General features: G+C 60.4%; 19 protein-coding genes, 4 tRNA genes and 1 pseudogene. 17 read left to right on the forward strand and 7 right to left on the reverse strand.

Translation table 11 applies throughout. The features are described from left to right. Positions 1-57 precede the first annotated feature (57 nt). Positions 58-1,189, forward strand: a protein-coding gene (gene prfB, locus HJB91_RS23485; protein ID WP_210628257.1) for a peptide chain release factor 2 whose coding sequence is annotated in 2 segments (ribosomal slippage) — positions 58-126 and positions 128-1,189 — 1,131 coding nt in all. Because the reading frame shifts where the segments join, the coding sequence is not laid out codon by codon here. A 50-nt stretch (positions 1,190-1,239) separates the two neighbouring features. Here the strand turns inward: prfB and HJB91_RS23490 are convergent. From HJB91_RS23490 to HJB91_RS23500, 3 genes are read right to left on the reverse strand one after another with little or no spacing between them, the layout of a single operon-like run. Further along, entirely contained in the window at positions 1,240-2,259 is a 1,020-nt protein-coding gene (locus HJB91_RS23490) for a serine aminopeptidase domain-containing protein (RefSeq protein ID WP_221155982.1), read from the reverse strand. Positions 2,260-2,290: 31 nt separating this feature from the next. Continuing rightward, the gene (locus tag HJB91_RS23495; protein WP_221147454.1) at positions 2,291-2,794 is read right to left on the reverse strand and encodes a hypothetical protein; all 504 of its coding nucleotides are present in this window, start codon (positions 2,792-2,794) and stop codon (positions 2,291-2,293) included. 4 nt (positions 2,795-2,798) lie between these two features. Beyond that, positions 2,799-3,572 (reverse strand): NAD kinase, encoded by a 774-nt coding sequence (locus tag HJB91_RS23500; protein WP_221147453.1) that lies wholly within the window; start codon positions 3,570-3,572, stop codon positions 2,799-2,801. Positions 3,573-3,728: 156 nt separating this feature from the next. Between HJB91_RS23500 and HJB91_RS23505 the strand changes: the two genes are divergently transcribed. Together HJB91_RS23505 and HJB91_RS23510 are read left to right on the forward strand one after the other, a co-directional pair. Beyond that, positions 3,729-3,804 (forward strand) — tRNA-Thr (locus tag HJB91_RS23505). 204 nt (positions 3,805-4,008) lie between these two features. After that, positions 4,009-4,179: a hypothetical protein gene (locus HJB91_RS23510; RefSeq protein WP_409079592.1), complete on the forward strand. Its 171-nt coding sequence runs from the start codon at positions 4,009-4,011 to the stop codon at positions 4,177-4,179. 123 nt (positions 4,180-4,302) lie between these two features. Here the strand turns inward: HJB91_RS23510 and HJB91_RS23515 are convergent, their stop codons facing one another. The 4 genes and pseudogenes from HJB91_RS23515 to rlmB form a co-directional block, all read right to left on the reverse strand. Then, a complete protein-coding gene (locus HJB91_RS23515) occupies positions 4,303-4,440 on the reverse strand; it encodes a hypothetical protein (protein ID WP_210628254.1) in 138 nt (45 codons plus the stop codon). Positions 4,441-4,499: 59 nt separating this feature from the next. Continuing rightward, the gene (locus HJB91_RS23520; RefSeq protein WP_164517777.1) at positions 4,500-4,658 is read right to left on the reverse strand and encodes a hypothetical protein; all 159 of its coding nucleotides are present in this window, start codon (positions 4,656-4,658) and stop codon (positions 4,500-4,502) included. A gap of 125 nt (positions 4,659-4,783) precedes the next feature. Next, positions 4,784-5,475, reverse strand: a pseudogene (locus HJB91_RS23525) (AprI/Inh family metalloprotease inhibitor). Positions 5,476-5,539: 64 nt separating this feature from the next. Continuing rightward, positions 5,540-6,430, reverse strand: coding sequence for a 23S rRNA (guanosine(2251)-2'-O)-methyltransferase RlmB (gene rlmB / locus HJB91_RS23530; protein ID WP_221155983.1), 891 nt, complete (start codon positions 6,428-6,430; stop codon positions 5,540-5,542). Positions 6,431-6,633: 203 nt separating this feature from the next. Between rlmB and HJB91_RS23535 the strand changes: the two genes are divergently transcribed. The 14 genes from HJB91_RS23535 to rpoC all read left to right on the forward strand — a co-directional run bounded on the left by HJB91_RS23535 (position 6,634) and on the right by rpoC (position 22,315). After that, a tRNA-Tyr gene (locus HJB91_RS23535) sits at positions 6,634-6,718 on the forward strand. 24 nt (positions 6,719-6,742) lie between these two features. Next, positions 6,743-6,816 (forward strand) — tRNA-Gly (locus tag HJB91_RS23540). 321 nt (positions 6,817-7,137) lie between these two features. Then, a complete protein-coding gene (gene tuf / locus HJB91_RS23545) occupies positions 7,138-8,313 on the forward strand; it encodes an elongation factor Tu (RefSeq protein ID WP_011424970.1) in 1,176 nt (391 codons plus the stop codon). 201 nt (positions 8,314-8,514) lie between these two features. Then, entirely contained in the window at positions 8,515-8,649 is a 135-nt protein-coding gene (locus HJB91_RS30905; protein WP_259669939.1) for a hypothetical protein, read from the forward strand. Positions 8,650-8,823: 174 nt separating this feature from the next. Continuing rightward, positions 8,824-9,717: an NAD(P)-dependent oxidoreductase gene (locus HJB91_RS23550; protein ID WP_221155984.1), complete on the forward strand. Its 894-nt coding sequence runs from the start codon at positions 8,824-8,826 to the stop codon at positions 9,715-9,717. Positions 9,718-9,902: 185 nt separating this feature from the next. Further along, positions 9,903-9,978 (forward strand) — tRNA-Trp (locus tag HJB91_RS23555). Between the two features lie 193 nt (positions 9,979-10,171). Next, a complete protein-coding gene (secE, locus tag HJB91_RS23560; protein ID WP_003573826.1) occupies positions 10,172-10,372 on the forward strand; it encodes a preprotein translocase subunit SecE in 201 nt (66 codons plus the stop codon). A gap of 17 nt (positions 10,373-10,389) precedes the next feature. Continuing rightward, complete coding sequence (gene nusG / locus HJB91_RS23565) at positions 10,390-10,920, forward strand: transcription termination/antitermination protein NusG (protein ID WP_007791989.1); 531 nt, start codon at positions 10,390-10,392, stop codon at positions 10,918-10,920. A 175-nt stretch (positions 10,921-11,095) separates the two neighbouring features. Next, positions 11,096-11,527: a 50S ribosomal protein L11 gene (rplK, locus tag HJB91_RS23570; protein WP_009985507.1), complete on the forward strand. Its 432-nt coding sequence runs from the start codon at positions 11,096-11,098 to the stop codon at positions 11,525-11,527. Between the two features lie 4 nt (positions 11,528-11,531). Then, a complete protein-coding gene (rplA, locus tag HJB91_RS23575) occupies positions 11,532-12,233 on the forward strand; it encodes a 50S ribosomal protein L1 (protein ID WP_064801895.1) in 702 nt (233 codons plus the stop codon). Between the two features lie 329 nt (positions 12,234-12,562). Next, positions 12,563-13,081, forward strand: coding sequence for a 50S ribosomal protein L10 (gene rplJ, locus HJB91_RS23580; RefSeq protein ID WP_064801896.1), 519 nt, complete (start codon positions 12,563-12,565; stop codon positions 13,079-13,081). Between the two features lie 58 nt (positions 13,082-13,139). Next, positions 13,140-13,520: a 50S ribosomal protein L7/L12 gene (gene rplL / locus HJB91_RS23585; protein WP_210628250.1), complete on the forward strand. Its 381-nt coding sequence runs from the start codon at positions 13,140-13,142 to the stop codon at positions 13,518-13,520. Positions 13,521-13,778: 258 nt separating this feature from the next. Next, positions 13,779-17,918, forward strand: coding sequence for a DNA-directed RNA polymerase subunit beta (rpoB, locus tag HJB91_RS23590; RefSeq protein WP_210628249.1), 4,140 nt, complete (start codon positions 13,779-13,781; stop codon positions 17,916-17,918). A 188-nt stretch (positions 17,919-18,106) separates the two neighbouring features. Then, positions 18,107-22,315, forward strand: a complete 4,209-nt coding sequence (gene rpoC, locus HJB91_RS23595) for a DNA-directed RNA polymerase subunit beta' (RefSeq protein WP_064801902.1) — start codon at positions 18,107-18,109, stop codon at positions 22,313-22,315. Positions 22,316-22,353: the final 38 nt, after the last annotated feature.

Raw genomic sequence — 22,353 nt, forward strand, 5'->3', positions numbered from 1 at the left:
GGCGGGCGTCTCTATGTCACCAGCACTTGAAGAAGACCGTTACAGAGAAGCAGGAAAATGCGAGCGGAAATCGAAAACGTGGTCGATGAAACCAAGCAGGCTATCACCCTGCTGAGGAGGCATCTTTGACTGGGACCAGGCGATAAGACGACTGGACTGGTTGAACAACAAGGCAGAGGATCCGAACCTCTGGAACGATGCGCAGGAAGCGCAGAAGCTGATGCGCGAGCGCCAGCAGCTCGATGACGGCGTTAACGGCGTCCGGCAGCTGGAACAGCAGCTGAAAGACAATGTCGAGCTGGTCGAACTGGGCGAGGAAGAAGGCGACGAAGGCGTCGTCAAAGAGGCCGAGGATGCCTTGAAGGCGCTGAAGGCCGAGGCTGCGCGCCGCCAGGTGGAGGCGATGCTGTCCGGCGAGGCCGACAGCAACGACACCTATCTGGAAGTCCATTCCGGCGCCGGCGGCACCGAAAGCCAAGACTGGGCGAACATGCTTTTGCGCATGTACACCCGTTGGGCGGAACGCCAGCGCTTCAAGGTCGAGCTTCTCGAAGTCCATGATGGCGAAGAGGCCGGCATCAAGTCCGCCACCTTGCTCGTCAAGGGCCACAACGCCTATGGCTGGCTGAAAACGGAATCGGGCGTGCATCGTCTGGTGCGCATTTCCCCCTACGACAGCAATGCGCGCCGCCACACGTCCTTCTCGTCGATCTGGGTCTATCCGGTCGTCGACGACTCGATCAACATCGACATCAACGAAAGCGATTGCCGCATCGACACCTATCGTTCGTCGGGCGCCGGCGGCCAGCACGTCAACACGACGGATTCGGCCGTGCGCATCACCCATATCCCGACCGGGATCGTGGTGGCCTGCCAGCAGGAGCGTTCGCAGCACAAGAACCGCGCCAAGGCTTGGGAAATGCTGCGTGCCCGGATGTACGAAGCAGAGTTGAAGAAGCGCGAGGAGGCCGCCAACGCCGAAGCCGCTTCCAAGACGGATATCGGCTGGGGTCACCAGATCCGCTCCTACGTGCTGCAACCCTACCAGTTGGTCAAGGACCTGCGCACCGGCGTCGCCAGCACCGCTCCGGACGACGTGCTCGACGGCGATCTGAACGAATTCATGGAAGCGGCCCTTGCCCATCGCATCAGCGGCGCCGCCGACGCGGTCGTCGAGGATGTCGACTGATAATTCAGCACTATAGAAATCGGAAAGCCCTGGAAACAGGGCTTTTTTGTTCAGCCTATCGCTCCGGTGTCGCCGTCGTGGAACAGCGCTGCCGATAGAGCGGCAATCTCGTCATGAACGGCCCCCCGTTCGATGCCCGGCGGATCGGTGAAGAGCTCGGCGGCAAAGGCAAGGCCGAGCCCGGTGCCCTCCGGCACAAAGACATAATGCCCGAGGCCGCCGCCGAAGATCTTCAGCGCGCTTCCGGTCAGCCGCTCATGCAGCCATGAAGAACATTCCTCGGCCGGTGCCGCCTTGTCGGCATCGCCGACAAGGATAAGAGTAGGCGCCACGACAGTTTTCAGGCTTTCCGCGCCGAAGCTGAGAACGGAGCGACCCGGTGCGCAGAGGACCGCCGCTGCGATCCTGTCGTCGCGATAGGATCGCGACATGCGGGACCATGATTTGCGAAAAACATCGCTGGTGCGGAGCAGTGAGGGGATATGATCGGCGAGGTCGGGATATTCCCTCGGGCCGTGCGGACCACCTGGCTTCAGCCGTGACGGTTCGAACTGCGAGAATTGGGTGACGGCGCCGAGAAGCAGCATGACGCCATAGGCTCCGGCCGAGAATCCGGCCGCGAATACACGGTCTGCATCGATCCGACCGGCAAGATCGTCAAGCCAGTCGCGACAGCGGTCGAGCATCAAGCTCAGATCCGGAGCCCGCTCCCAGAGACAGGCAAACCCTTCCGTGCGATAAGGCTCACTGCCCGTATTGCCGTGATGATCGACGCCGAGCGCTGCAAATCCGCGATCGACCAGGCGTCGCGCCAGCCATTCCAGTGCGGCCGCAGAACCGCCGGTGCCGTGTGACAGCAGGACGAGGGGATAGGGCCGGTCTGAAGGCCGAATTGGTGCGTCGCGAGCGACCGCCGCCTTCCGAAACCAGCTTCTCTCCTGAGTCTCGCATTCCCGCGCGTCATCGGCAGCCGGATACCATAGCGACCAGCGGACGGGCCTTGGGCCGGCTGCGTCCCAGTCCGGTCTCCGGTCATCGTAGAGGACGCCCTCGCGAAAGCCGAGCTTCATCCTTGTCGCCTGGAAAACAGCGTCTCGCTGCTCAATTGGTTGCTTTCTCGATGGTGATGTCGCCGAGTTCGTCGATCAGCACGGTCCAGCCGTCCGGCTCGGCCGCGGGATCGGTCTTCAGATAGATCGTGGCAAAGAGGCCGGGTTGCTTGATGATGCCGCTCGAGTTTTCGGGGCGGATATCGGTCACGTAAGGCTTCAGGTCGCTGATCTCCTGCAGCTCAATGGTTGAGGCAATCGCAGGACCGGTCTCGGTCTGGGCAATCTGTTGAAGATAGACTTTCGAGGTCCTGTCCGGCTGACGCACGGCAAAGAGCTTATAGTAACCATGGCTCTTTTCCTGGGAGTCGGAAACGCTTTCGGCAGTGGTGGGCGCCCGCTCGACATCAGGCGCGTTGCCGTCGTTCTCCCAGTAGCCGGTGCTGGTCGCGAAAATCACCGAAGCCGGCAGGATGACGTCCTGCGTGGGAGCGGCGATCGCGGCCGAGCATCCGACGAGGAAAATCGTGGTCATCAATGTCAGGCGCATTGCCATCATCTCAATCCTTGAACTGCTCGGCGAGAATGCGGTCGGACCAGGAGCGGTCGGGATCGGAGAGGATACGCGCCGTCATATGCTCCGACTGGGCGATGCGGACATGCAGCACCGATTTGACTTCCGTATTGTCCGCCACCGCATTCACCGGCCGCTTCACCGGCTCGAGCACGTCGATATCGACAGTCACCCTGTTCGGAAGCAGGGCGCCCCTCCAGCGCCGCGGCCTGAAAGCGCTGACCGGCGTCATGGCGAGCAGGGGCGCCTCGAGCGGCAGGATGGGGCCATGGGCGGAAAGATTATAGGCCGTTGATCCGGCTGGGGTGGCCACCATCAGCCCGTCGCAGATCAGCTCCTCCAGACGCACGCGTCCGTCGACCACGACTCTCAGATTGGCTGCCTGATAGGACTGGCGAAAAAGATAGACCTCGTTGATGGCGAGCGCTGTCGAATTGGTACCGTCGGCATTGGCCGTGGTCATCTTCAAGGGGCGGAAAGCGTTTTCGACGGCGACGCAGATACGCTCCTGAAGTCGTTCTGTGCTGTAGTCATTCATCAGAAAGCCGACCGAGCCGCGGTTCATGCCGTAGACCAGCTTGCCCGAGTTCATGGTGCTGTGCAGCGTCTGCAGCATGAAGCCATCGCCACCCAGTGCGACGATGACATCAGCCTTGTCCTGCGGAACGTCGCCATAGATGCGAATCAGCTCTTCGCGCGCTGCGAGCGCCTCCATCGTCGGCGAGGCGATAAAGGAAAGCGTCTGGAATGAACGGCCCATACAATGCCCTTTGTGAAGCTGCTCTAGCTAAAGGATAAATGGCAGTTGCGACAAGGCCGTTTTGCACGACAAGGCGTTTTGGATCCACGCCGACTGTCTGCGCCGGCACGGATTTTCCTTTACAGGATCGCAGAATCTGTTAGTTGGGCAGCTATTGCCCTTGTAGCTCAGTTGGTAGAGCACCTGATTTGTAATCAGGGGGTCGCGGGTTCGAACCCTGCCGGGGGCACCAGCCTGCTCTGTGAGCTTCGGCTCGGCGAGCCGAAGAGGGCGGCCAAGCGAAGGCTGTCGCGTCGTAGTTCCGTTGGGAACGAAGGCGGACTGGTTCCGATAATGCTCCGGCGCTTTTCCTTGATGAACTCTATCTAAGGACTGCTTCAGCAGCAATTCAGTCGTGTTGGCGCAGTGTCTCCTCATCGTCAATGAGGAAGCAGCCATGAAGTTCGCGCCTATTTTCCTGACCGCAGCCATGTCCCTCGGCGCGGCCTTTGCTGCCGTTGCGCCCGCCGCCGCCATGCCTGTCGACCGATCGGCGCTATCCGTGCAAAGCGACATCGTCCAGATTCATGACAGCTGGCCACACGACCGCTGGCGAATGGCGCTATGAACGCCGCCCTTGGCGGCCGTGGCGCTGGGAAGAGCGTCGCGAGTGGCGCCAATATGATCGCGACATGCCGCGATTCTATCGCAGCTGAGGATAGTCGGTCCCAGCCACTCGCCATTCCCGGTTTCAATGCGTGATGGATTCGTTGACTCTTGCCTCGATTCTGTCGCCGTTACCGGTCTGTCCGGCACCGGAAGGTGACATCATGGCGATGCTGAGCACGGAGGCGACCATGACAGCGACGATGGCGATCATTATGCGCATAAGCGTTCAATCCCCGTTCGGTGGGATTAACGCGCAATCGCCGTCCGCGTTCCTCTCGCCTATTGCACCGGTCCCGGCGTCGCGGGGCCGGGCGCCGTCGGCGACAGGGGATCGGGCTGGTGGACGGGATGCGACGTGTCCACCCAGATGATGCTGAGGATGATTCCCACAAAGGCCGCGATGAAGAGGATACCGAAAATCAGCGGTCGAATGGCCATGATGGGAATCGCTCCTTCTTGCTTGTGACCGGTCGTTACGGATCGATCGCCGCCAGATCATAATGCTCCAGAAGGTCATTCCAAGGCAAAAAGTGGATTTCTCCGGATCGAGCCCTCAGCCGGGATCAGTGGCGCACGAGCGAAAGCGGCTTGCCGCCTTCTTCGCCGGACTTGTCGAAATTACCGTCGGCGCGCATGTCGAAGCTGAGCGATGAACCATCATGGCTCATCAGCGTCAGCCCGAAACCGTCGATATTCCAGACGGCGAGCTTGAGCCTGGCGACATTGGCGGCGCAGTCTTTGGAAAGCGACAAGGGGGCGTGGCCGTCCGTATCGACGGTGGCGTCGAGTGTCACGCTGCAGAGCTTGTCGCCGCCCGGTCTTTGCATCGCCCATGTCCCGGCAAGGCTCCTGAAGGTCGGCAGGCGATCGACACCATCGGGTGCTGAAACCAGCAGGAGCGGTGTTTCGTCTTCCGTTTTCATCGGCGAACCTTCGTTCTCGACGAAACGGGCGATGACCTTGCGCGTCGCGTCGATCAGAATGAGACCGCCATTGCCGTCGAAATTCCAGGCATAGGACTCGGAAGCGCCGGCAGCGGCTTAGTGCAGGCCTCCTGGCCGGACAGCGAATGGCCGCCGATCGCCGTACCGGTTTCAAGCGTCATCCGGCATCCCGCGCGGCCGTCTTGCGGGGCAAGGAGATAGGTCCCTGCCTGCGCTTTGAGAATATCGGCATCGATCTCCTGCCCCTGGGCCAGGCCACAGGCAAGGAGGGCAGCTGCCGCAGCCGGAAGCCGGACGACGAAACGGATCATGACACTTCCCCCTTGGCGTGACGACTGCGGTCGTTGGAATTGATCTGGTCGCCTGTTGCCCCGCTTATGGCTTCAGATAGAGCCGCGCCGCATAAAGCGCAATCGCCGCTGCATTCGAGACGTTCAGCGACTTGATTGCGCCCGGCATGTCGAGGCGGGCAAGCGCGTTGACGGTTTCGCGCGTCTTCTGCCTGAGCCCCTTGCCCTCCGAGCCGAGCACCAGCGCCACCTTGTCGCCGGAGAAGGTGCCTTCGAGCGGCGCCGGTCCTTCCGAATCGAGGCCGATGGTGGAGAAGCCGAGCTTGTGCAATTCGCCAAGCGCCTCGGCGAGGTTGGTGATCTGTATATAAGGTATCAGTTCCAGGGCGCCGGAGGCGGACTTGGCGAGCACACCTGACTCGGTCGGGCTATGTCTCTGGGTGGTGATAACCGCCCCGGCATTGAAGGCGACGGCCGAGCGCATGATCGCGCCGACATTGTGCGGATCGGTGACCTGGTCGAGCACGAGCAGGAGAGGGCTGTCCTTCAGCGCTTCGAGCCGGCGCACCGGTAGCGGCCGCGTTTCCAGCATGACGCCCTGATGGATCGCCTCGGGACCGAGCACCTTGTCGATCTCGTGCGGCGAGACGATTTCGAAGGGAATGCCTAGCGTCTCGACGTCGATTTCCAGACGCGCGAGCGCATTCTGCGTCGTAAACAGCTTGATCTTCTTGCGCTCCGGATTGTCGAGAGCAGCGCGCACCGTATGCAGGCCATAGAGATAGACCTGGTCGGGCGCGAGTACCGGCGGCTTCCAGTCCTCAGCTCCCCGCCGGCGCTTCTGTGGCTGGGGTGTCGGGATCTCGCCGCGTTCGCGCTTGGCGTCGCGGTGGGCGCGCCTCAGATTGGCGTAGTGCGTATCCTTGGCGGATGGGTCTGTCGCGGTCTTGCCGCCGGATTTGTTGTCTTTGCTCATGCGGCTTTATAGCCATGGCGTTCGCTGCCGCATAGGCTTTCTTTCATGTGCCGGCTTTCGGCGTCGAATGAAATTTTTCGTGTTTTTTCCATTGTCATCGTGTTGACAGACGGAAATGCTCCGGTCATATACGCGGCGCAGACGACGGGCGGCAACGCTTCGAAGTCTGACGAACTTGGTCTTCAAGATCCGGACGAAAAACTGGAGAGATGCCCGAGTGGTTAAAGGGGACGGACTGTAAATCCGTTGGCTCAGCCTACGTTGGTTCAAATCCAACTCTCTCCACCATTCGTCATTGGATCGGACCATCCCGCGGGTATAGCTCAATGGTAGAGCAGCAGCCTTCCAAGCTGAATACGCGGGTTCGATTCCCGCTACCCGCTCCAGTCTCCCCTAAAGCCAGTTGATGCGATCGCAGTCACGGTCGTCGCGCGCGCTGTTTCCAGCCGTGGGTGTACGCCGACTGCTGTTGCCGTAGGCGAGGGACGCCAATGGCGGCGGCTTCCGCGCGATTTTCTTTGAGATTCCAGCGATTTTTGGAAGGGTCCCGGCGAATCGCCTTGCAGGCGGCGAATTGTCTCCCATATGCGCTGTCACGCCAAGATTGGTCTCTGCAATTAAGTCTTGCGCAATTTCGCCGAAAGCCTTAAACGGCGGCACTAAACCGGTTCGCCGGGGCCACCATTTCGTTCACAGGAAGCATTCAAATGGCAAAGAGTAAGTTTGAGCGCAACAAGCCGCACGTCAACATTGGCACGATCGGCCACGTTGACCACGGCAAGACGTCTCTGACGGCAGCGATCACGAAGTACTTCGGTGAGTTCAAGGCGTACGACCAGATCGACGCGGCTCCGGAAGAGAAGGCGCGCGGCATCACGATCTCGACGGCGCACGTTGAGTATGAGACGCCGGCCCGCCACTATGCGCACGTCGACTGCCCCGGCCATGCCGACTACGTGAAGAACATGATCACCGGTGCGGCGCAGATGGACGGCGCGATCCTGGTTTGCTCGGCTGCTGACGGCCCGATGCCGCAGACGCGCGAACACATCCTGCTCGCCCGCCAGGTCGGCGTTCCGGCGATCGTTGTGTTCCTGAACAAGGTCGACCAGGTTGACGACGCCGAGCTTCTCGAGCTGGTCGAGCTCGAGGTTCGCGAGCTTCTGTCGTCCTACGACTTCCCGGGCGACGACATTCCGGTCGTCAAGGGCTCGGCGCTTGCTGCTCTTGAAGATTCCGACAAGAAGATCGGCGAAGACGCGATCCGCGAACTGATGGCAGCGGTCGACTCGTACATCCCGACGCCTGAGCGTCCGGTTGACCAGCCGTTCCTGATGCCGATCGAAGACGTGTTCTCGATCTCGGGCCGTGGTACGGTCGTGACCGGCCGCGTCGAGCGTGGCATCATCAAGGTTGGTGAAGAAGTCGAGATCGTCGGCATCCGTCCGACGTCGAAGACGACGGTGACCGGCGTTGAAATGTTCCGCAAGCTGCTCGACCAGGGCCAGGCCGGCGACAACATCGGCGCGCTGATCCGCGGTGTGAACCGTGACGGCGTCGAGCGTGGTCAGATCCTGTGCAAGCCGGGCTCGGTCAAGCCGCACAAGAAGTTCAAGGCAGAAGCCTACATCCTGACGAAGGAAGAGGGCGGCCGTCATACGCCGTTCTTCACCAACTACCGTCCGCAGTTCTACTTCCGCACGACGGACGTTACCGGCATCGTGACGCTTCCGGAAGGCACGGAAATGGTCATGCCGGGCGACAACGTCACGGTTGACGTCGAGCTGATCGTTCCGATTGCGATGGAAGAAAAGCTGCGTTTCGCTATCCGCGAAGGCGGCCGCACCGTCGGCGCCGGTATCGTCGCTTCAATCGTCGAGTAACCTTTCAGGTTATCCACAATCAGGAAATCCCGCTGGAAACAGCGGGGTTTTTCGTTTTTGATGCATCTGAGCCGTTTAACAGGTGTTGTAAAAATATCGTTAAAAACGCCCGTCACAGTATTTTGTTCATCTCACGTTCAGAAAGCAGTTGTGATTGGCTCATTTTAGTCCAGACTCCTCCTTGTAAAGAGGAGAGTCGGGATGATTTCAAAGGCCACATTCGTTGCGACGATATTCGCGATGTATGTTTTCACGATGTTTTTCATCGCTGCGATTCCGCAAGAGGTTGTTCAATCGGCCGGAGTGCAGATCAATGAGGTAAGCGTCGTCAAGTGACGACCTTTCCAGTTCATCGCACGGGGCTGCGGTGATAGGGCGATAATTGGCCAGGTGCTCCCGGATAGGGTGCTCCTGGCGCGGCGGGGTGAAGCCCCTCGCAGGACGCTCGCTTGCTCTTCGCGCGGAAGCGTCTAACTATGCCTCCGGTTTCATCATGCGGAGGACATTTCCATGAAAAAGCGGATTCTGTTCACAGGCGGTTCCGGCAAGGCAGGTCGCCATGCCGTGCCATGGCTCGTCAATGCAGGGTACGAGGTTCACAACCTCGATCTCGTGCCTCTGGAGAGCCCCGGCGTCACCAATCTCATCGCCGACATCACCGATAGCGGCCAGGTCTTCAACGCGCTGTCGATGCATCGCGATTTTCCCGATCTCGACGCGGGCAGGGGCGTTCAGCCATTTGATGCCGTCGTGCATTTCGCCGCCATTCCGCGCATCCTGATCAAACCCGACAACGAGACCTTCCGCATCAACGTGATGGGCACTTACAATGTCATCGAAGCGGCGGTGAAGCTTGGCATCCGGAAAATCATCGTCGCGTCGAGCGAAACGACCTACGGCGTCTGCTTCGCCGAAGGCCACCGCGACTTCCACCAGTTTCCGCTGGAGGAAGATTACGACGTCAATCCGATGGATTCTTACGGCCTTTCCAAGGTCGTCAACGAAAAGACGGCCCGCGCCTTTGCCGAACGATCGGGCTTCGACATCTATGCGCTGCGCATCGGCAACGTTATCGAGCCGCATGAATATGAGAGGTTTCCGACCTATTTTGCCCATCCCGAGATGCGCAAGCGCATCACCTGGAGCTATATCGACGCTCGCGACCTCGGGCAGATCTGCCATCTCTGCATCGAGAAGGACGGGCTTGGTTATCAGGTCTTCAATGCCGCTAACGATACGGTTTCGGCCAATACGCCGTCGAAAGAGCTGGCGAAGCGATTCTTCCCGAGCGTGCCCTTCACCCGCGAGATCGGTGAATTTGAGGGGCTGCTTTCCAACCGCAAGATTCGCGAGGTGTTGGGTTTCAAGGAAGAACACGACTGGCGGAAATATGTGAAGGTCTGAATGCTCTCCGGTTGCGCGATCGAAAAGCGGACGCCTGCAGAAAAGCGGACGCTCGCAAATGAGCAGAAGGCTTTGAAAATCGAAAATCGTGCTTGCCAATCCGCTGCCGCCGTCTTAAAGGGAGCGCCATGCATTTCGGCAGCGATTTGCGGGTCTTGGCCCGGGGGGCTGAAGGACAGGCATGAAGGGGTATAGCTCAGTTGGTAGAGCGGCGGTCTCCAAAACCGCAGGTCGGGGGTTCGAGCCCCTCTGCCCCTGCCATCTTCCCTGATACGGACAGCGCGGCGATTCTCGCGGCATTCCGGCTCGGGATCGATCGGTGGCAACTAATTTCGTTAAACTTCGGTTTCCCTCTTGTGCATTCGGAAATCGGTGTTTATTTAGGGTTCAACAGACACGCGGTGCGTGGGGCTGATAGTTTCAGCTTTACGCGCCGTAATTGCGTGGGCAGTCGATGGCATCCAAATCCAATCCGTTTGCGTTTCTGCAGCAGGTTCGCTCCGAGACGTCCAAGGTCACATGGCCGTCGCGCCGCGAGACGATGATCTCGACGGTCATGGTGCTGGTGATGGTGGTTTTTGCCGCGCTGTTTTTCTTTGCCGCTGACCAGCTGATCGGCTGGGTCCTGAGCTTCGTGCTCAATACCGGCAACTGATACGGGTGGAGATGAAAATGGCGGCACGTTGGTACATCGTCCACGCGTACTCGAATTTTGAAAAGAAGGTGGCTGAGGACATCGAGAACAAGGCTCGCCAGAAGGGGCTCGAGCACCTGTTCGAGAAGATTCTCGTGCCGACCGAAAAGGTTGTGGAAGTGCGTCGCGGCCGCAAGGTCGATAGCGAACGCAAGTTCTTCCCGGGCTATGTCCTGGTCCGCGCCAATCTGACGGACGAGGCTTACCACCTGATCAAGAATACGCCGAAGGTCACAGGTTTCCTCGGCTCCGACAATAAGCCCGTTCCGATTCCGGATTATGAAGCCGAGCGCATTCTCGGTCAGGTTCAGGAAGGCGTCGAGCGGCCGAAGGCATCCGTTACCTTTGAGATCGGCGAGCAGGTCCGCGTTTCCGACGGTCCTTTCGCTTCGTTCAACGGCACGGTTCAGGATGTGGACGAAGAGCGTTCGCGCCTGAAGGTGGAAGTGTCGATCTTCGGCCGCGCAACGCCGGTCGAGCTGGAATATGCGCAGGTCGAGAAGGTCTGATTGCAAAATTGGAGGCTGGCCTTTGGGGCCTGTTTCCGGCGGACCTAGTCCGCATCCGCGTGGAAGGTGAGGGGTCTTAGCCGGACCCTAATGATCCGCACCACGCAACCGCAGCCGCCGGAGAAATCCGGCATCACGGGCCGGGCGACCGGCCGTTCATGAAAGGCAGAGAGATATGGCTAAGAAAGTTGCAGGCCAGCTCAAGCTTCAGGTCAAGGCAGGATCGGCAAACCCGTCCCCGCCGATTGGTCCGGCGCTTGGTCAGCGTGGCATTAACATCATGGAATTCTGCAAGGCGTTCAATGCCGCCACGCAGGAAATGGAAAAGGGCATGCCGATTCCGGTCGTCATCACCTATTACCAGGACAAGTCATTCACCTTCGCGATGAAGCAGCCTCCGGTCAGCTACTGGCTGAAGAAGGAAGCGAAGATCACCTCCGGTTCCAAGACCCCGGGCAAGGGCGCAAAGGCTGGTACCCTCACCAAGGCTCAGATCAAGACGATCGCCGAAGCCAAGATGAAGGACCTGAACGCAGCAGATATCGAAGGTGCAATGGCGATGATCGAGGGCTCTGCCCGCGCCATGGGCCTGGAAGTGGTGGGTTAAGATCATGGCTGGCAAGCGCACACGCAAGATCAACGAAGGTGTTGATCCCACCAAGCTCTACGCTCTGACTCAGGCCATCGGCATGGTCAAGGAGCGGGCTGTCGCCAAGTTCGACGAAACCATCGAAGTCTCGATGAACCTCGGCGTCGACCCGCGCCATGCGGACCAGATGGTTCGCGGCGTTGTCAACCTGCCGAACGGCACGGGCCGCACGGTTCGCGTCGCCGTCTTCGCGCGCGGCGCCAAGGCTGACGAAGCCAAGGCAGCCGGTGCCGATGTCGTTGGCGCCGAAGACCTCGTCGAAATCGTCCAGGGCGGCAAGATCGATTTCGATCGCTGCATCGCCACCCCCGATATGATGCCGCTCGTCGGCCGTCTCGGTAAGGTTCTCGGCCCGCGCGGCATGATGCCGAACCCGAAGGTCGGCACCGTCACCATGGACGTCGCCGGAGCCGTCAAGGCTTCCAAGGGCGGCGCCGTCGAGTTCCGCGTCGAAAAGGCTGGCATCGTTCACGCCGGTATCGGCAAGGCTTCTTTCGATGCCAAGGCTCTGGAAGAGAACATCCGCGCCTTTGCCGACGCCGTCATCAAGGCGAAGCCGGCTGGCGCCAAAGGCAACTACGTCAAGCGCGTGGCGATTTCCTCGACCATGGGCCCGGGCGTCAAGATCGAAGTCGGCTCGGTCACCGCAGCTCCGACTGCATAAGTTTATGACCGGGCTTCGGCCCGGTCACTGAATTTCCGGCCTCGCAAGGGGCCGGAATATTCCGGAGAAATCCGGAATCCTGTCCGAGATTGCAGGTGGTTTTCCCTTAATCACTTCGCCTGCATGAGACGGGTAAGACCCGAATTGCATGAAGTTCACTTCTCGTAACTCGGTTCGAGCCTTGGATGCCTTGTGCCTCTTTAGCCCTGATGGGCGCGGGAGCGCGGGGGGACAGGATCCTCAAGCGTCGCTTGGGATCTCTTTGGATCCCGGGAGGCAAAAGGCAACCCGGCGGGCCCGTTTTCGGTCCCGCCAACTGGAGATAGGCAGTGGAAAGAGCGGAAAAACGCGAATTCGTCACGGAACTGAACGAAGTCTTCAAGGCTTCGGGCTCAGTCGTCGTGGCCCACTATGCTGGTGCTACAGTCGCGCAGATGAACGATTTTCGTTCGAAGATGCGTGCAGCTGGCGGTACCGTCAAAGTCGCGAAGAACCGCCTGGCCAAAATTGCCCTTCAGGGTACGGAAGCGGAAGGGATTACCAATCTCTTCAAGGGTCAGACGCTGATTGCATACAGCACCGATCCGATCACCGCTCCGAAGGTCGTCATGGATTTCGCCAAGACCAACGACAAGATCGTTGTTCTGGGCGGCGCCATGGGAACAACCACGCTCAACGCCGATGCAGTCAAGTCGCTTGCGACCCTGCCTTCGCTCGATGAGCTGCGTGCGAAGCTGCTGGGCATGATCCAGACACCGGCTACCCGCATCGCTGGGGTTGTTGCCGCACCGGCAAGCCAGCTTGCCCGCGTGTTTGCGGCCTACGCCAAGAAGGACGAAGCCGCTTAAGGCGGTTTTTCGCTGTTTATAATCAACCGGTTCGAACCGAACAAAAGGAACTAGTAAAATGGCTGATCTCGCAAAGATCGTTGACGACCTCTCCTCGCTGACCGTTCTGGAAGCTGCAGAACTGTCGAAGCTTCTCGAAGAAAAGTGGGGCGTTTCCGCTGCTGCTCCGGTAGCTGTTGCTGCTGCTGCTGGTGGTGCAGGCGCTGCTGCTCCGGCTGAAGAAGAAAAGACCGAGTTCGACGTCATCCTCACGGATGCCGGCGCCAACAAGATCAACGTCATCAAGGAAGTCCGCGCCATCACCGGCCTCGGCCTTAAGGAAGCCAAGGACCTCGTCGAAGGCGCTCCGAAGGCTGTCAAGGAAGGCGTTTCCAAGGCTGAAGCCGCCGACATCAAGAAGAAGCTTGAAGACGCAGGCGCAAAGGCCGACGTCAAGTAATCTTGAACTGCACGTGGGAGGTGGCACTTACTGCCTCCCATTTGCCGTTTTCCTGAACGAATTACCCAAAAGCCGCGTGAAAACGGCTTTTGGGTAATGGGTTCTTCAAGAGCATGGTCTCGAACCGAAGCGCCAAGGCAATCCGGCCTGGCTGTTTCGGGAGGTGGGACGAGGTTGAACTACTCATTGATCGGCGGGGTCGACTGGCCATCGGTTCCCGTCCGTTGCAGGCCCGGATGCAATTTTGAAGGAGCGACGATGGCTCAGACCCTTTCGTTCAATGGTCGCAGGCGCGTACGCAAGTTTTTTGGTAAGATCCCCGAAGTCGCAGAAATGCCGAACCTCATCGAGGTTCAGAAGGCGTCCTACGACCAGTTTCTGATGGTTGAAGAGCCGAAGGGCGGTCGCCCTGACGAAGGCCTTCAGGCCGTCTTCAAGTCCGTTTTCCCGATCACCGACTTCTCCGGCGCCTCGATGCTGGAGTTCGTGTCTTACGAATTCGAACCGCCGAAGTTCGACGTTGACGAGTGCCGCCAGCGCGACCTGACCTATGCCGCGCCGCTGAAGGTCACTCTCCGTCTCATCGTGTTCGATATCGACGAGGATACCGGCGCAAAGTCGATCAAGGACATCAAGGAACAGTCCGTCTACATGGGCGACATGCCGCTCATGACCAACAACGGCACGTTCATCGTCAACGGCACCGAGCGCGTCATCGTCTCGCAGATGCACCGTTCGCCGGGCGTCTTCTTCGACCATGACAAGGGCAAGAGCCATTCTTCCGGCAAGCTGCTCTTCGCCGCCCGCGTCATTCCCTATCGCGGCTCCTGGCTCGATATCGAATTCGACGCCAAGGACATCGTCTACGCCCGCATCGACCGCCGCCGCAAAATCCCCGTCACCTCGCTGCTGATGGCGCTCGGCATGGACGGCGAGGAAATTCTCGACACCTTCTACACGAAGTCGCTCTACAAGCGCGACGGCGAAGGTTGGCGCATTCCCTTCAAGCCGGAAACCCTGAAGGGCGCCAAGGCAATCACCGAGATGGTCGACGCCGATACCGGCGAAGTCGTGGTGGAAGCCGGCAAGAAGCTGACGCCGCGCCTGCTGCGCCAGCTTTCCGATAAGGGCCTGAAGGCGCTGAAGGCCGGCGACGACGATCTTTACGGCAACTACCTCGCCGAGGATATCGTCAACTATTCGACGGGTGAGATCTATCTCGAGGCCGGCGACGAGATCGACGAGAAGACGCTTGCCGTCATTCTCGCGAACGGTTTCGACGAGATCCCGGTTCTCGGCATCGACCACATCAATGTCGGCGCCTATATCCGCAACACGCTTTCGGCTGACAAGAACGAGAACCGTCAGGACGCTCTGTTCGACATCTATCGCGTCATGCGCCCGGGTGAACCGCCGACGATGGAATCGGCCGAAGCCATGTTCAACTCGCTGTTCTTCGATGCGGAGCGTTACGACCTCTCCGCCGTCGGCCGCGTCAAGATGAACATGCGCCTCGACCTCTCCGTCGAGGACACCGTTCGCATCCTGCGCAAGGACGACATCCTGGCCGTGGTCAAGATGCTGGTCGAACTGCGCGACGGTAAGGGCGAGATCGACGACATCGACAACCTCGGCAACCGCCGCGTCCGCTCGGTCGGCGAGCTGATGGAGAACCAGTACCGTCTCGGCCTGCTCCGCATGGAGCGCGCGATCAAGGAACGCATGTCCTCGATCGAAATCGATACGGTCATGCCGCAGGACCTGATCAACGCCAAGCCGGCTGCCGCAGCCGTCCGCGAATTCTTCGGTTCCTCGCAGCTCTCGCAGTTCATGGACCAGGTCAACCCGCTCTCGGAAATCACCCACAAGCGCCGTCTTTCGGCCCTTGGTCCGGGCGGTCTGACCCGCGAGCGCGCCGGCTTCGAAGTCCGCGACGTGCATCCGACCCACTACGGCCGTATCTGCCCGATCGAAACGCCGGAAGGCCCGAACATCGGTCTGATCAACTCGCTGGCGACCTTCGCGCGTGTCAACAAATACGGCTTCATCGAAAGCCCGTACCGGCGCATCGTTGAAGGCAAGGTAACCAACGACGTGCTCTACCTCTCCGCCATGGAAGAGGCCAAGTACTACGTCGCCCAGGCCAACGCCGAGCTGAACGCTGACGGCTCCTTCGTCGACGAATTCGTCGTCTGCCGTCACGCAGGTGAAGTTATGCTCGCGCCTCGCGACAGCATGAACTTGATGGACGTTTCGCCGAAGCAGGTCGTTTCGGTTGCTGCGGCACTCATCCCGTTCCTGGAAAACGACGACGCCAACCGCGCCCTCATGGGCTCGAACATGCAGCGTCAGGCCGTGCCGCTGCTGCGTGCCGAAGCTCCGTTCGTCGGCACCGGCATGGAGCCGGTCGTCGCCCGTGACTCCGGTGCCGCCATCGGTGCCCGCCGCGGCGGCGTGGTCGACCAGGTCGACGCGACGCGTATCGTTATCCGCGCCACGGAAGACCTCGAAGCCGGCAAGTCCGGCGTCGATATCTACCGCCTGCAGAAGTTCCAGCGTTCGAACCAGAACACCTGCGTCAACCAGCGTCCGCTGGTCACCGTCGGTGACGTCGTCAACCGCGGCGATATTCTCGCCGACGGTCCGTCGACCGATCTCGGCGACCTGGCGCTCGGCCGCAACGCGCTCGTCGCGTTCATGCCGTGGAATGGCTACAACTACGAAGACTCGATCCTGCTCTCCGAGCGGATCGTTGCCGATGACGTGTTCACCTCCATCCACATCGAGGAATTCGAGGTGATGGCGCGCGACACCAAGCTTGGCCCTGAGGAAATCACCCGGGATATTCCGAACGTTTCGGAAGAGGCGCTGAAGAACCTCGACGAAGCCGGCATCGTTTATATCGGCGCCGAAGTTCAGCCGGGCGATATCCTCGTCGGCAAGATCACGCCGAAGGGCGAAAGCCCGATGACGCCGGAAGAAAAGCTTCTGCGCGCCATCTTCGGCGAAAAAGCCTCAGACGTGCGCGACACCTCCATGCGCATGCCGCCCGGCACCTACGGCACGATCGTCGAAGTTCGCGTCTTCAACCGCCATGGCGTCGAGAAGGACGAGCGCGCGATGGCGATCGAACGCGAAGAGATCGAGCGTCTCGCCAAGGACCGTGACGACGAGCAGGCGATCCTCGACCGTAACGTCTACGGCCGTCTGATCGACATGCTGCGCGGCCAGGTGTCCATCGCAGGCCCTAAGGGCTTCAAGAAGGGCACCGAACTTTCGAACGCCGTCGTCTCCGAATATCCCCGCTCCCAGTGGTGGATGTTCGCCGTCGAGGACGAGAAGGTGCAGGGCGAACTCGAAGCCCTCCGCGGCCAGTATGACGAATCCAAGTCGCGCCTTGAACAGCGCTTCATGGACAAGGTCGAGAAGGTCCAGCGCGGCGATGAAATGCCTCCGGGCGTCATGAAGATGGTCAAGGTCTTTGTCGCCGTGAAGCGCAAGATCCAGCCGGGCGATAAGATGGCCGGCCGTCACGGGAACAAGGGCGTGGTCTCGCGCATTGTGCCTGTCGAGGACATGCCGTTCCTGGAAGACGGCACGCATGTCGACGTCGTTCTGAACCCGCTCGGCGTGCCTTCGCGCATGAACGTCGGCCAGATCCTGGAAACGCACCTGGGCTGGGCTTGCGCCGGCATGGGTCGTCAGATCGGCGAACTGATCGAAGCGTATAAGGCCAATGGCAACATCGAGCCGCTGCGCAAGACCATCGGCGATGTCGTCGGGGACGGTCCCAAGGCCGAACAGGTCCAGGACTTCGACGATGAGTCCGTTCTGCGTCTCGCCGACCAGTGGAAGCGCGGCGTTTCGATCGCAACGCCGGTCTTCGACGGCGCCAACGAAGGTGACGTCAACGACATGCTGCGTTTGGCGGGTCTCAAGGACACCGGCCAGTCGACGCTCTATGACGGCCGTACCGGCGAGCAGTTCGACCGCCAGGTTACCGTGGGCTACATCTACATGCTGAAGCTCAACCACCTGGTCGACGACAAGATCCATGCCCGTTCGATCGGCCCTTACTCGCTCGTGACCCAGCAGCCACTGGGCGGCAAGGCGCAGTTCGGCGGTCAGCGCTTCGGCGAAATGGAGGTCTGGGCGCTCGAAGCCTATGGCGCCGCCTATACGCTGCAGGAAATGCTGACGGTGAAGTCGGACGACGTCGCCGGCCGCACCAAGGTCTACGAAGCCATTGTCCGCGGAGACGACACGTTCGAAGCCGGTATTCCGGAAAGCTTCAACGTTCTCGTCAAGGAAATGCGCTCGCTGGGCCTCAGCGTCGAGCTCGAGAACACCAAGCTCGACGAAGCGCAGGCAACCCAGCTGCCGGACGCGGCCGAGTAAACATTGATAGGGCGTGCGCTGCCAATGCGGCGCACGCCGGTCCCGCCGGGAGCCGCATCCGTGTCGGCCCGGAAGGGAAGTTTCGCCGCATCTTGCGGTTATTCTCGTTTAAGCGAGGGAGGCGGCTCCCGGGAATTGCCGCCGGCCATCGCATTTTGAGGGCGCTTTAGCCCATGAAGGAGACAGGCATGAACCAAGAGGTCATGAATCTTTTCAATCCGCAGGTGCCTGCACAGAATTTCGATTCCATTCGGATTTCGATCGCGTCTCCGGAGAAGATCCTCTCCTGGTCCTACGGTGAGATCAAGAAGCCGGAAACCATCAACTACCGTACGTTCAAGCCGGAACGCGACGGCCTGTTCTGCGCACGCATCTTTGGCCCGATCAAGGACTACGAATGCTTGTGCGGCAAGTACAAGCGCATGAAGTACAAGGGCATCATCTGCGAAAAGTGCGGCGTCGAAGTTACGCTGTCGCGCGTTCGCCGTGAGCGCATGGGCCACATCGAGCTCGCTGCTCCCGTTGCCCACATCTGGTTCCTGAAGTCGCTGCCGTCGCGCATTTCGACACTGCTCGACATGACGCTGAAGGATGTCGAGCGCGTCCTCTATTTCGAAAACTACATCGTCACCGAGCCGGGCCTGACTGCTCTCAAGGAGCACCAGCTCCTCTCGGAAGAAGAGTACATGCTCGCCGTCGACGAATACGGCGAAGACCAGTTCACCGCGATGATCGGCGCTGAGGCGATCTACGAGATGCTGGCCTCGATGAACCTCGAAAAGATCGCCGGCGATCTGCGCTCCGAGCTTGCCGACACCACGTCGGATCTCAAGCAGAAGAAGCTGATGAAGCGCCTGAAGATCGTCGAGAACTTCATGGAGTCAGGCAACCGTCCGGAATGGATGATCATGAAGGTCGTCCCGGTCATCCCGCCGGATCTGCGCCCGCTCGTTCCGCTCGACGGTGGCCGTTTCGCGACGTCAGATCTGAACGATCTCTACCGCCGCGTCATCAACCGTAACAATCGCCTGAAGCGCCTGATTGAACTGCGCGCTCCCGGCATCATCATCCGCAACGAAAAGCGCATGTTGCAGGAATCTGTCGACGCGCTCTTCGATAACGGCCGCCGCGGCCGCGTCATCACCGGCGCCAACAAGCGTCCGCTGAAATCGCTGTCCGACATGCTTAAGGGCAAGCAGGGCCGCTTCCGCCAGAACCTGCTCGGCAAGCGCGTCGACTATTCCGGCCGCTCGGTCATCGTCACCGGTCCGGAGCTGAAGCTGCATCAGTGCGGCCTGCCGAAGAAGATGGCGCTCGAACTCTTCAAGCCATTCATCTACGCCCGCCTCGACGCCAAGGGTTATTCCTCGACTGTCAAGCAGGCCAAGAAGCTGGTCGAAAAGGAAAAGCCGGAAGTTTGGGATATTCTCGACGAGGTCATCCGCGAGCATCCGGTTCTCCTGAACCGCGCACCGACGCTGCACCGCCTGGGCATCCAGGCCTTCGAACCCACCCTGGTCGAAGGCAAGGCCATCCAGCTGCACCCGCTCGTCTGCACGGCCTTCAATGCCGACTTCGACGGTGACCAGATGGCCGTGCACGTGCCGCTGTCGCTCGAAGCCCAGCTCGAAGCCCGCGTGCTGATGATGTCGACCAACAACATCCTGCACCCGGCCAACGGCGCGCCGATCATCGTTCCCTCGCAGGACATGGTTCTCGGCCTGTACTATCTGTCGATCCTGAACCAGAACGAGCCGGGCGAAGGCATGGCCTTCTCCGATCTCGGCGAGCTGCATCACGCGCTGGAAAACAAGGTCGTGACGCTGCACACCAAGATCCGCGGCCGCTTCAAGTCGATCGGCGAGGATGGCAAGCCCTACTCGAAGATCTATGAGACGACGCCCGGCCGTCTGCTCATCGGCGAACTGCTGCCGAAGAACGGCAAGGTGCCCTTCGACATCTGCAACCAGGAAATGACCAAGAAGAACATCTCCAAGATGATCGACACGGTCTACCGCCATTGCGGCCAGAAGGACACGGTCATCTTCTGCGACCGCATCATGCAGCTCGGTTTCGCCCATGCCTGCCGCGCCGGCATTTCGTTCGGCAAGGACGACATGGTCATTCCGGACACGAAGGCCAAAATCGTCAACGACACCGAAAATCTGGTGAAGGAATACGAACAGCAGTACAATGACGGCCTCATCACCCAGGGCGAAAAGTACAACAAGGTTGTCGACGCCTGGGGCAAGGCGACCGAAAAGGTCGCCGAAGAGATGATGGCTCGCATCAAGGCGGTCGAATTCGATGAGAACACCGGCCGTCAAAAGCCGATGAACTCAATCTACATGATGAGCCACTCCGGCGCCCGCGGTTCTCCGAACCAGATGCGTCAGCTGGGCGGCATGCGCGGCCTGATGGCCAAGCCGTCGGGCGAAATCATCGAGACGCCGATCATCTCGAACTTCAAGGAAGGCCTGACCGTCAACGAGTACTTCAACTCGACGCACGGCGCCCGTAAGGGTCTGGCGGACACCGCCTTGAAGACTGCAAACTCCGGTTACCTGACCCGCCGACTCGTCGACGTCGCGCAGGATTGCATCGTTACGCACGTCGATTGCGGCACCGAAACCGGCCTGACCATGACCGCTATCGTCGATGCCGGCCAGGTCGTAGCCTCGCTCGGCGCCCGTATTCTCGGCCGCACGGCGCTCGACGACATCGATCATCCGGTGACGGGTGAGCGCATCGTCGATGCCGGCAAGATGATCCTCGAGCCTGATGTCATCGAAATCGAGAAGGCCGGTATCCAGTCGATCCGCATCCGCTCGGCGCTGACCTGCGAAATCCAGACGGGCGTCTGCTCGGTCTGCTACGGCCGCGACCTTGCGCGCGGTACGCCGGTCAACATGGGCGAAGCCGTCGGCGTCATCGCCGCCCAGTCGATTGGCGAGCCGGGAACCCAGCTCACCATGCGTACCTTCCACCTAGGCGGTACGGCAACCGTGGTTGACCAGTCGTTCCTGGAAGCCTCGTACGAAGGTACGGTGCAGATCAAGAACCGCAACGTGCTGCGCAACTCTGAAGGCAGCCTCGTTGCCATGGGCCGCAACATGACTGTCCAGATCCTGGACGAGCGTGGCGTCGAGCGCTCTTCGCAGCGTGTCGCCTACGGTTCGAAGCTGCATGTCGACGAAGGTGACAAGGTCAAGCGTGGCCAGCGTCTGGCGGAGTGGGATCCTTACACCCGGCCGATGATGACGGAAGTCGCCGGTACCGTTCAGTTCGAAGACCTCGTCGATGGTCTCTCGGTTCTGGAAGCAACCGACGAATCCACCGGCATCACCAAGCGTCAGGTCATCGACTGGCGTTCGACCCCGCGCGGCTCGGACCTCAAGCCGGCGATCGTCATCAAGGACGCCAGCGGCAATGTCGCGAAGCTGTCGCGTGGTGGTGACGCCCGCTTCCTGCTCTCGGTCGACGCCATTCTGTCGGTCGAGCCGGGCACGAAGGTCTCCCAGGGTGACGTTCTCGCCCGTTCGCCGCTCGAAAGCGCCAAGACCAAGGACATCACCGGTGGTCTGCCGCGTGTTGCCGAACTGTTCGAAGCGCGCCGTCCGAAGGACCACGCCATCATCGCAGAGATCGATGGTACGATCCGCCTCGGCCGCGATTACAAGAACAAGCGTCGCGTCATCATCGAGCCGGCGGAAGACGGTGTCGAGCCTGTCGAATACCTGATCCCGAAGGGCAAGCCCTTCCACCTTCAGGACGGCGACTATATCGAAAAGGGTGATTACATCCTCGACGGTAACCCGGCTCCGCACGATATCCTGGCGATCAAGGGCGTGGAGGCTCTGGCTTCCTACCTCGTCAACGAAATCCAGGAAGTCTACCGCCTGCAGGGCGTCGTCATCAACGACAAGCACATCGAGGTGATCGTCCGTCAGATGCTGCAGAAGGTGGAGATCACCGATGCCGGCGACTCGACCTACATCGTCGGCGACAACGTCGACCGGATCGAGCTGGAGGACGTCAACGACCACCTGATCGAGCAGGGCAAGAAGCCCGCCAGCGGCGAGCCGGTTCTTCTCGGCATCACCAAGGCGTCGCTGCAGACCCCGTCCTTCATCTCGGCCGCGTCCTTCCAGGAAACGACCAAGGTGCTGACCGAAGCTGCAATCGCCGGCAAGACCGACGGCCTGCAGGGCCTGAAGGAAAACGTCATCGTCGGCCGCCTCATTCCGGCCGGCACCGGCGGCACCATGACCCAGATTCGCCGCATCGCCACGTCGCGCGACGAGCTGATTCTCGAAGAGCGCCGTAAGGGCACTGGGGCGGCGGTCGCCACCCCGATGCTGCAGGACATGGCCGAAAACGCCCCGGCTGCGGAATAATCCGCAGCCGAGGTCTACGAATTGAAAAACCGCCCGGA

The organism is Rhizobium sp. NLR10b (genome assembly GCF_019685435.1).
In the GTDB taxonomy this organism is placed as follows: domain Bacteria; phylum Pseudomonadota; class Alphaproteobacteria; order Rhizobiales; family Rhizobiaceae; genus Rhizobium.

Bases quoted from the DNA above. Each gene is read 5' to 3' on its own strand.
- HJB91_RS23490 (WP_221155982.1), bottom strand. From the start codon at position 2,259: ATGAAGCTCGGCTTTCGCGAGGGCGTCCTCTACGATGACCGGAGACCG.
- HJB91_RS23495 (WP_221147454.1), bottom strand. From the start codon at position 2,794: ATGGCAATGCGCCTGACATTGATGACCACGATTTTCCTCGTCGGATGC.
- HJB91_RS23500 (WP_221147453.1), bottom strand. From the start codon at position 3,572: ATGGGCCGTTCATTCCAGACGCTTTCCTTTATCGCCTCGCCGACGATG.
- HJB91_RS23510 (WP_409079592.1), top strand. From the start codon at position 4,009: ATGAAGTTCGCGCCTATTTTCCTGACCGCAGCCATGTCCCTCGGCGCG.
- HJB91_RS23515 (WP_210628254.1), bottom strand. From the start codon at position 4,440: ATGCGCATAATGATCGCCATCGTCGCTGTCATGGTCGCCTCCGTGCTC.
- HJB91_RS23520 (WP_164517777.1), bottom strand. From the start codon at position 4,658: ATGGCCATTCGACCGCTGATTTTCGGTATCCTCTTCATCGCGGCCTTT.
- rlmB (WP_221155983.1), bottom strand. From the start codon at position 6,430: ATGAGCAAAGACAACAAATCCGGCGGCAAGACCGCGACAGACCCATCC.
- tuf (WP_011424970.1), top strand. From the start codon at position 7,138: ATGGCAAAGAGTAAGTTTGAGCGCAACAAGCCGCACGTCAACATTGGC.
- HJB91_RS30905 (WP_259669939.1), top strand. From the start codon at position 8,515: ATGATTTCAAAGGCCACATTCGTTGCGACGATATTCGCGATGTATGTT.
- HJB91_RS23550 (WP_221155984.1), top strand. From the start codon at position 8,824: ATGAAAAAGCGGATTCTGTTCACAGGCGGTTCCGGCAAGGCAGGTCGC.
- secE (WP_003573826.1), top strand. From the start codon at position 10,172: ATGGCATCCAAATCCAATCCGTTTGCGTTTCTGCAGCAGGTTCGCTCC.
- nusG (WP_007791989.1), top strand. From the start codon at position 10,390: ATGGCGGCACGTTGGTACATCGTCCACGCGTACTCGAATTTTGAAAAG.
- rplK (WP_009985507.1), top strand. From the start codon at position 11,096: ATGGCTAAGAAAGTTGCAGGCCAGCTCAAGCTTCAGGTCAAGGCAGGA.
- rplA (WP_064801895.1), top strand. From the start codon at position 11,532: ATGGCTGGCAAGCGCACACGCAAGATCAACGAAGGTGTTGATCCCACC.
- rplL (WP_210628250.1), top strand. From the start codon at position 13,140: ATGGCTGATCTCGCAAAGATCGTTGACGACCTCTCCTCGCTGACCGTT.
- rpoB (WP_210628249.1), top strand. From the start codon at position 13,779: ATGGCTCAGACCCTTTCGTTCAATGGTCGCAGGCGCGTACGCAAGTTT.
- rpoC (WP_064801902.1), top strand. From the start codon at position 18,107: ATGAACCAAGAGGTCATGAATCTTTTCAATCCGCAGGTGCCTGCACAG.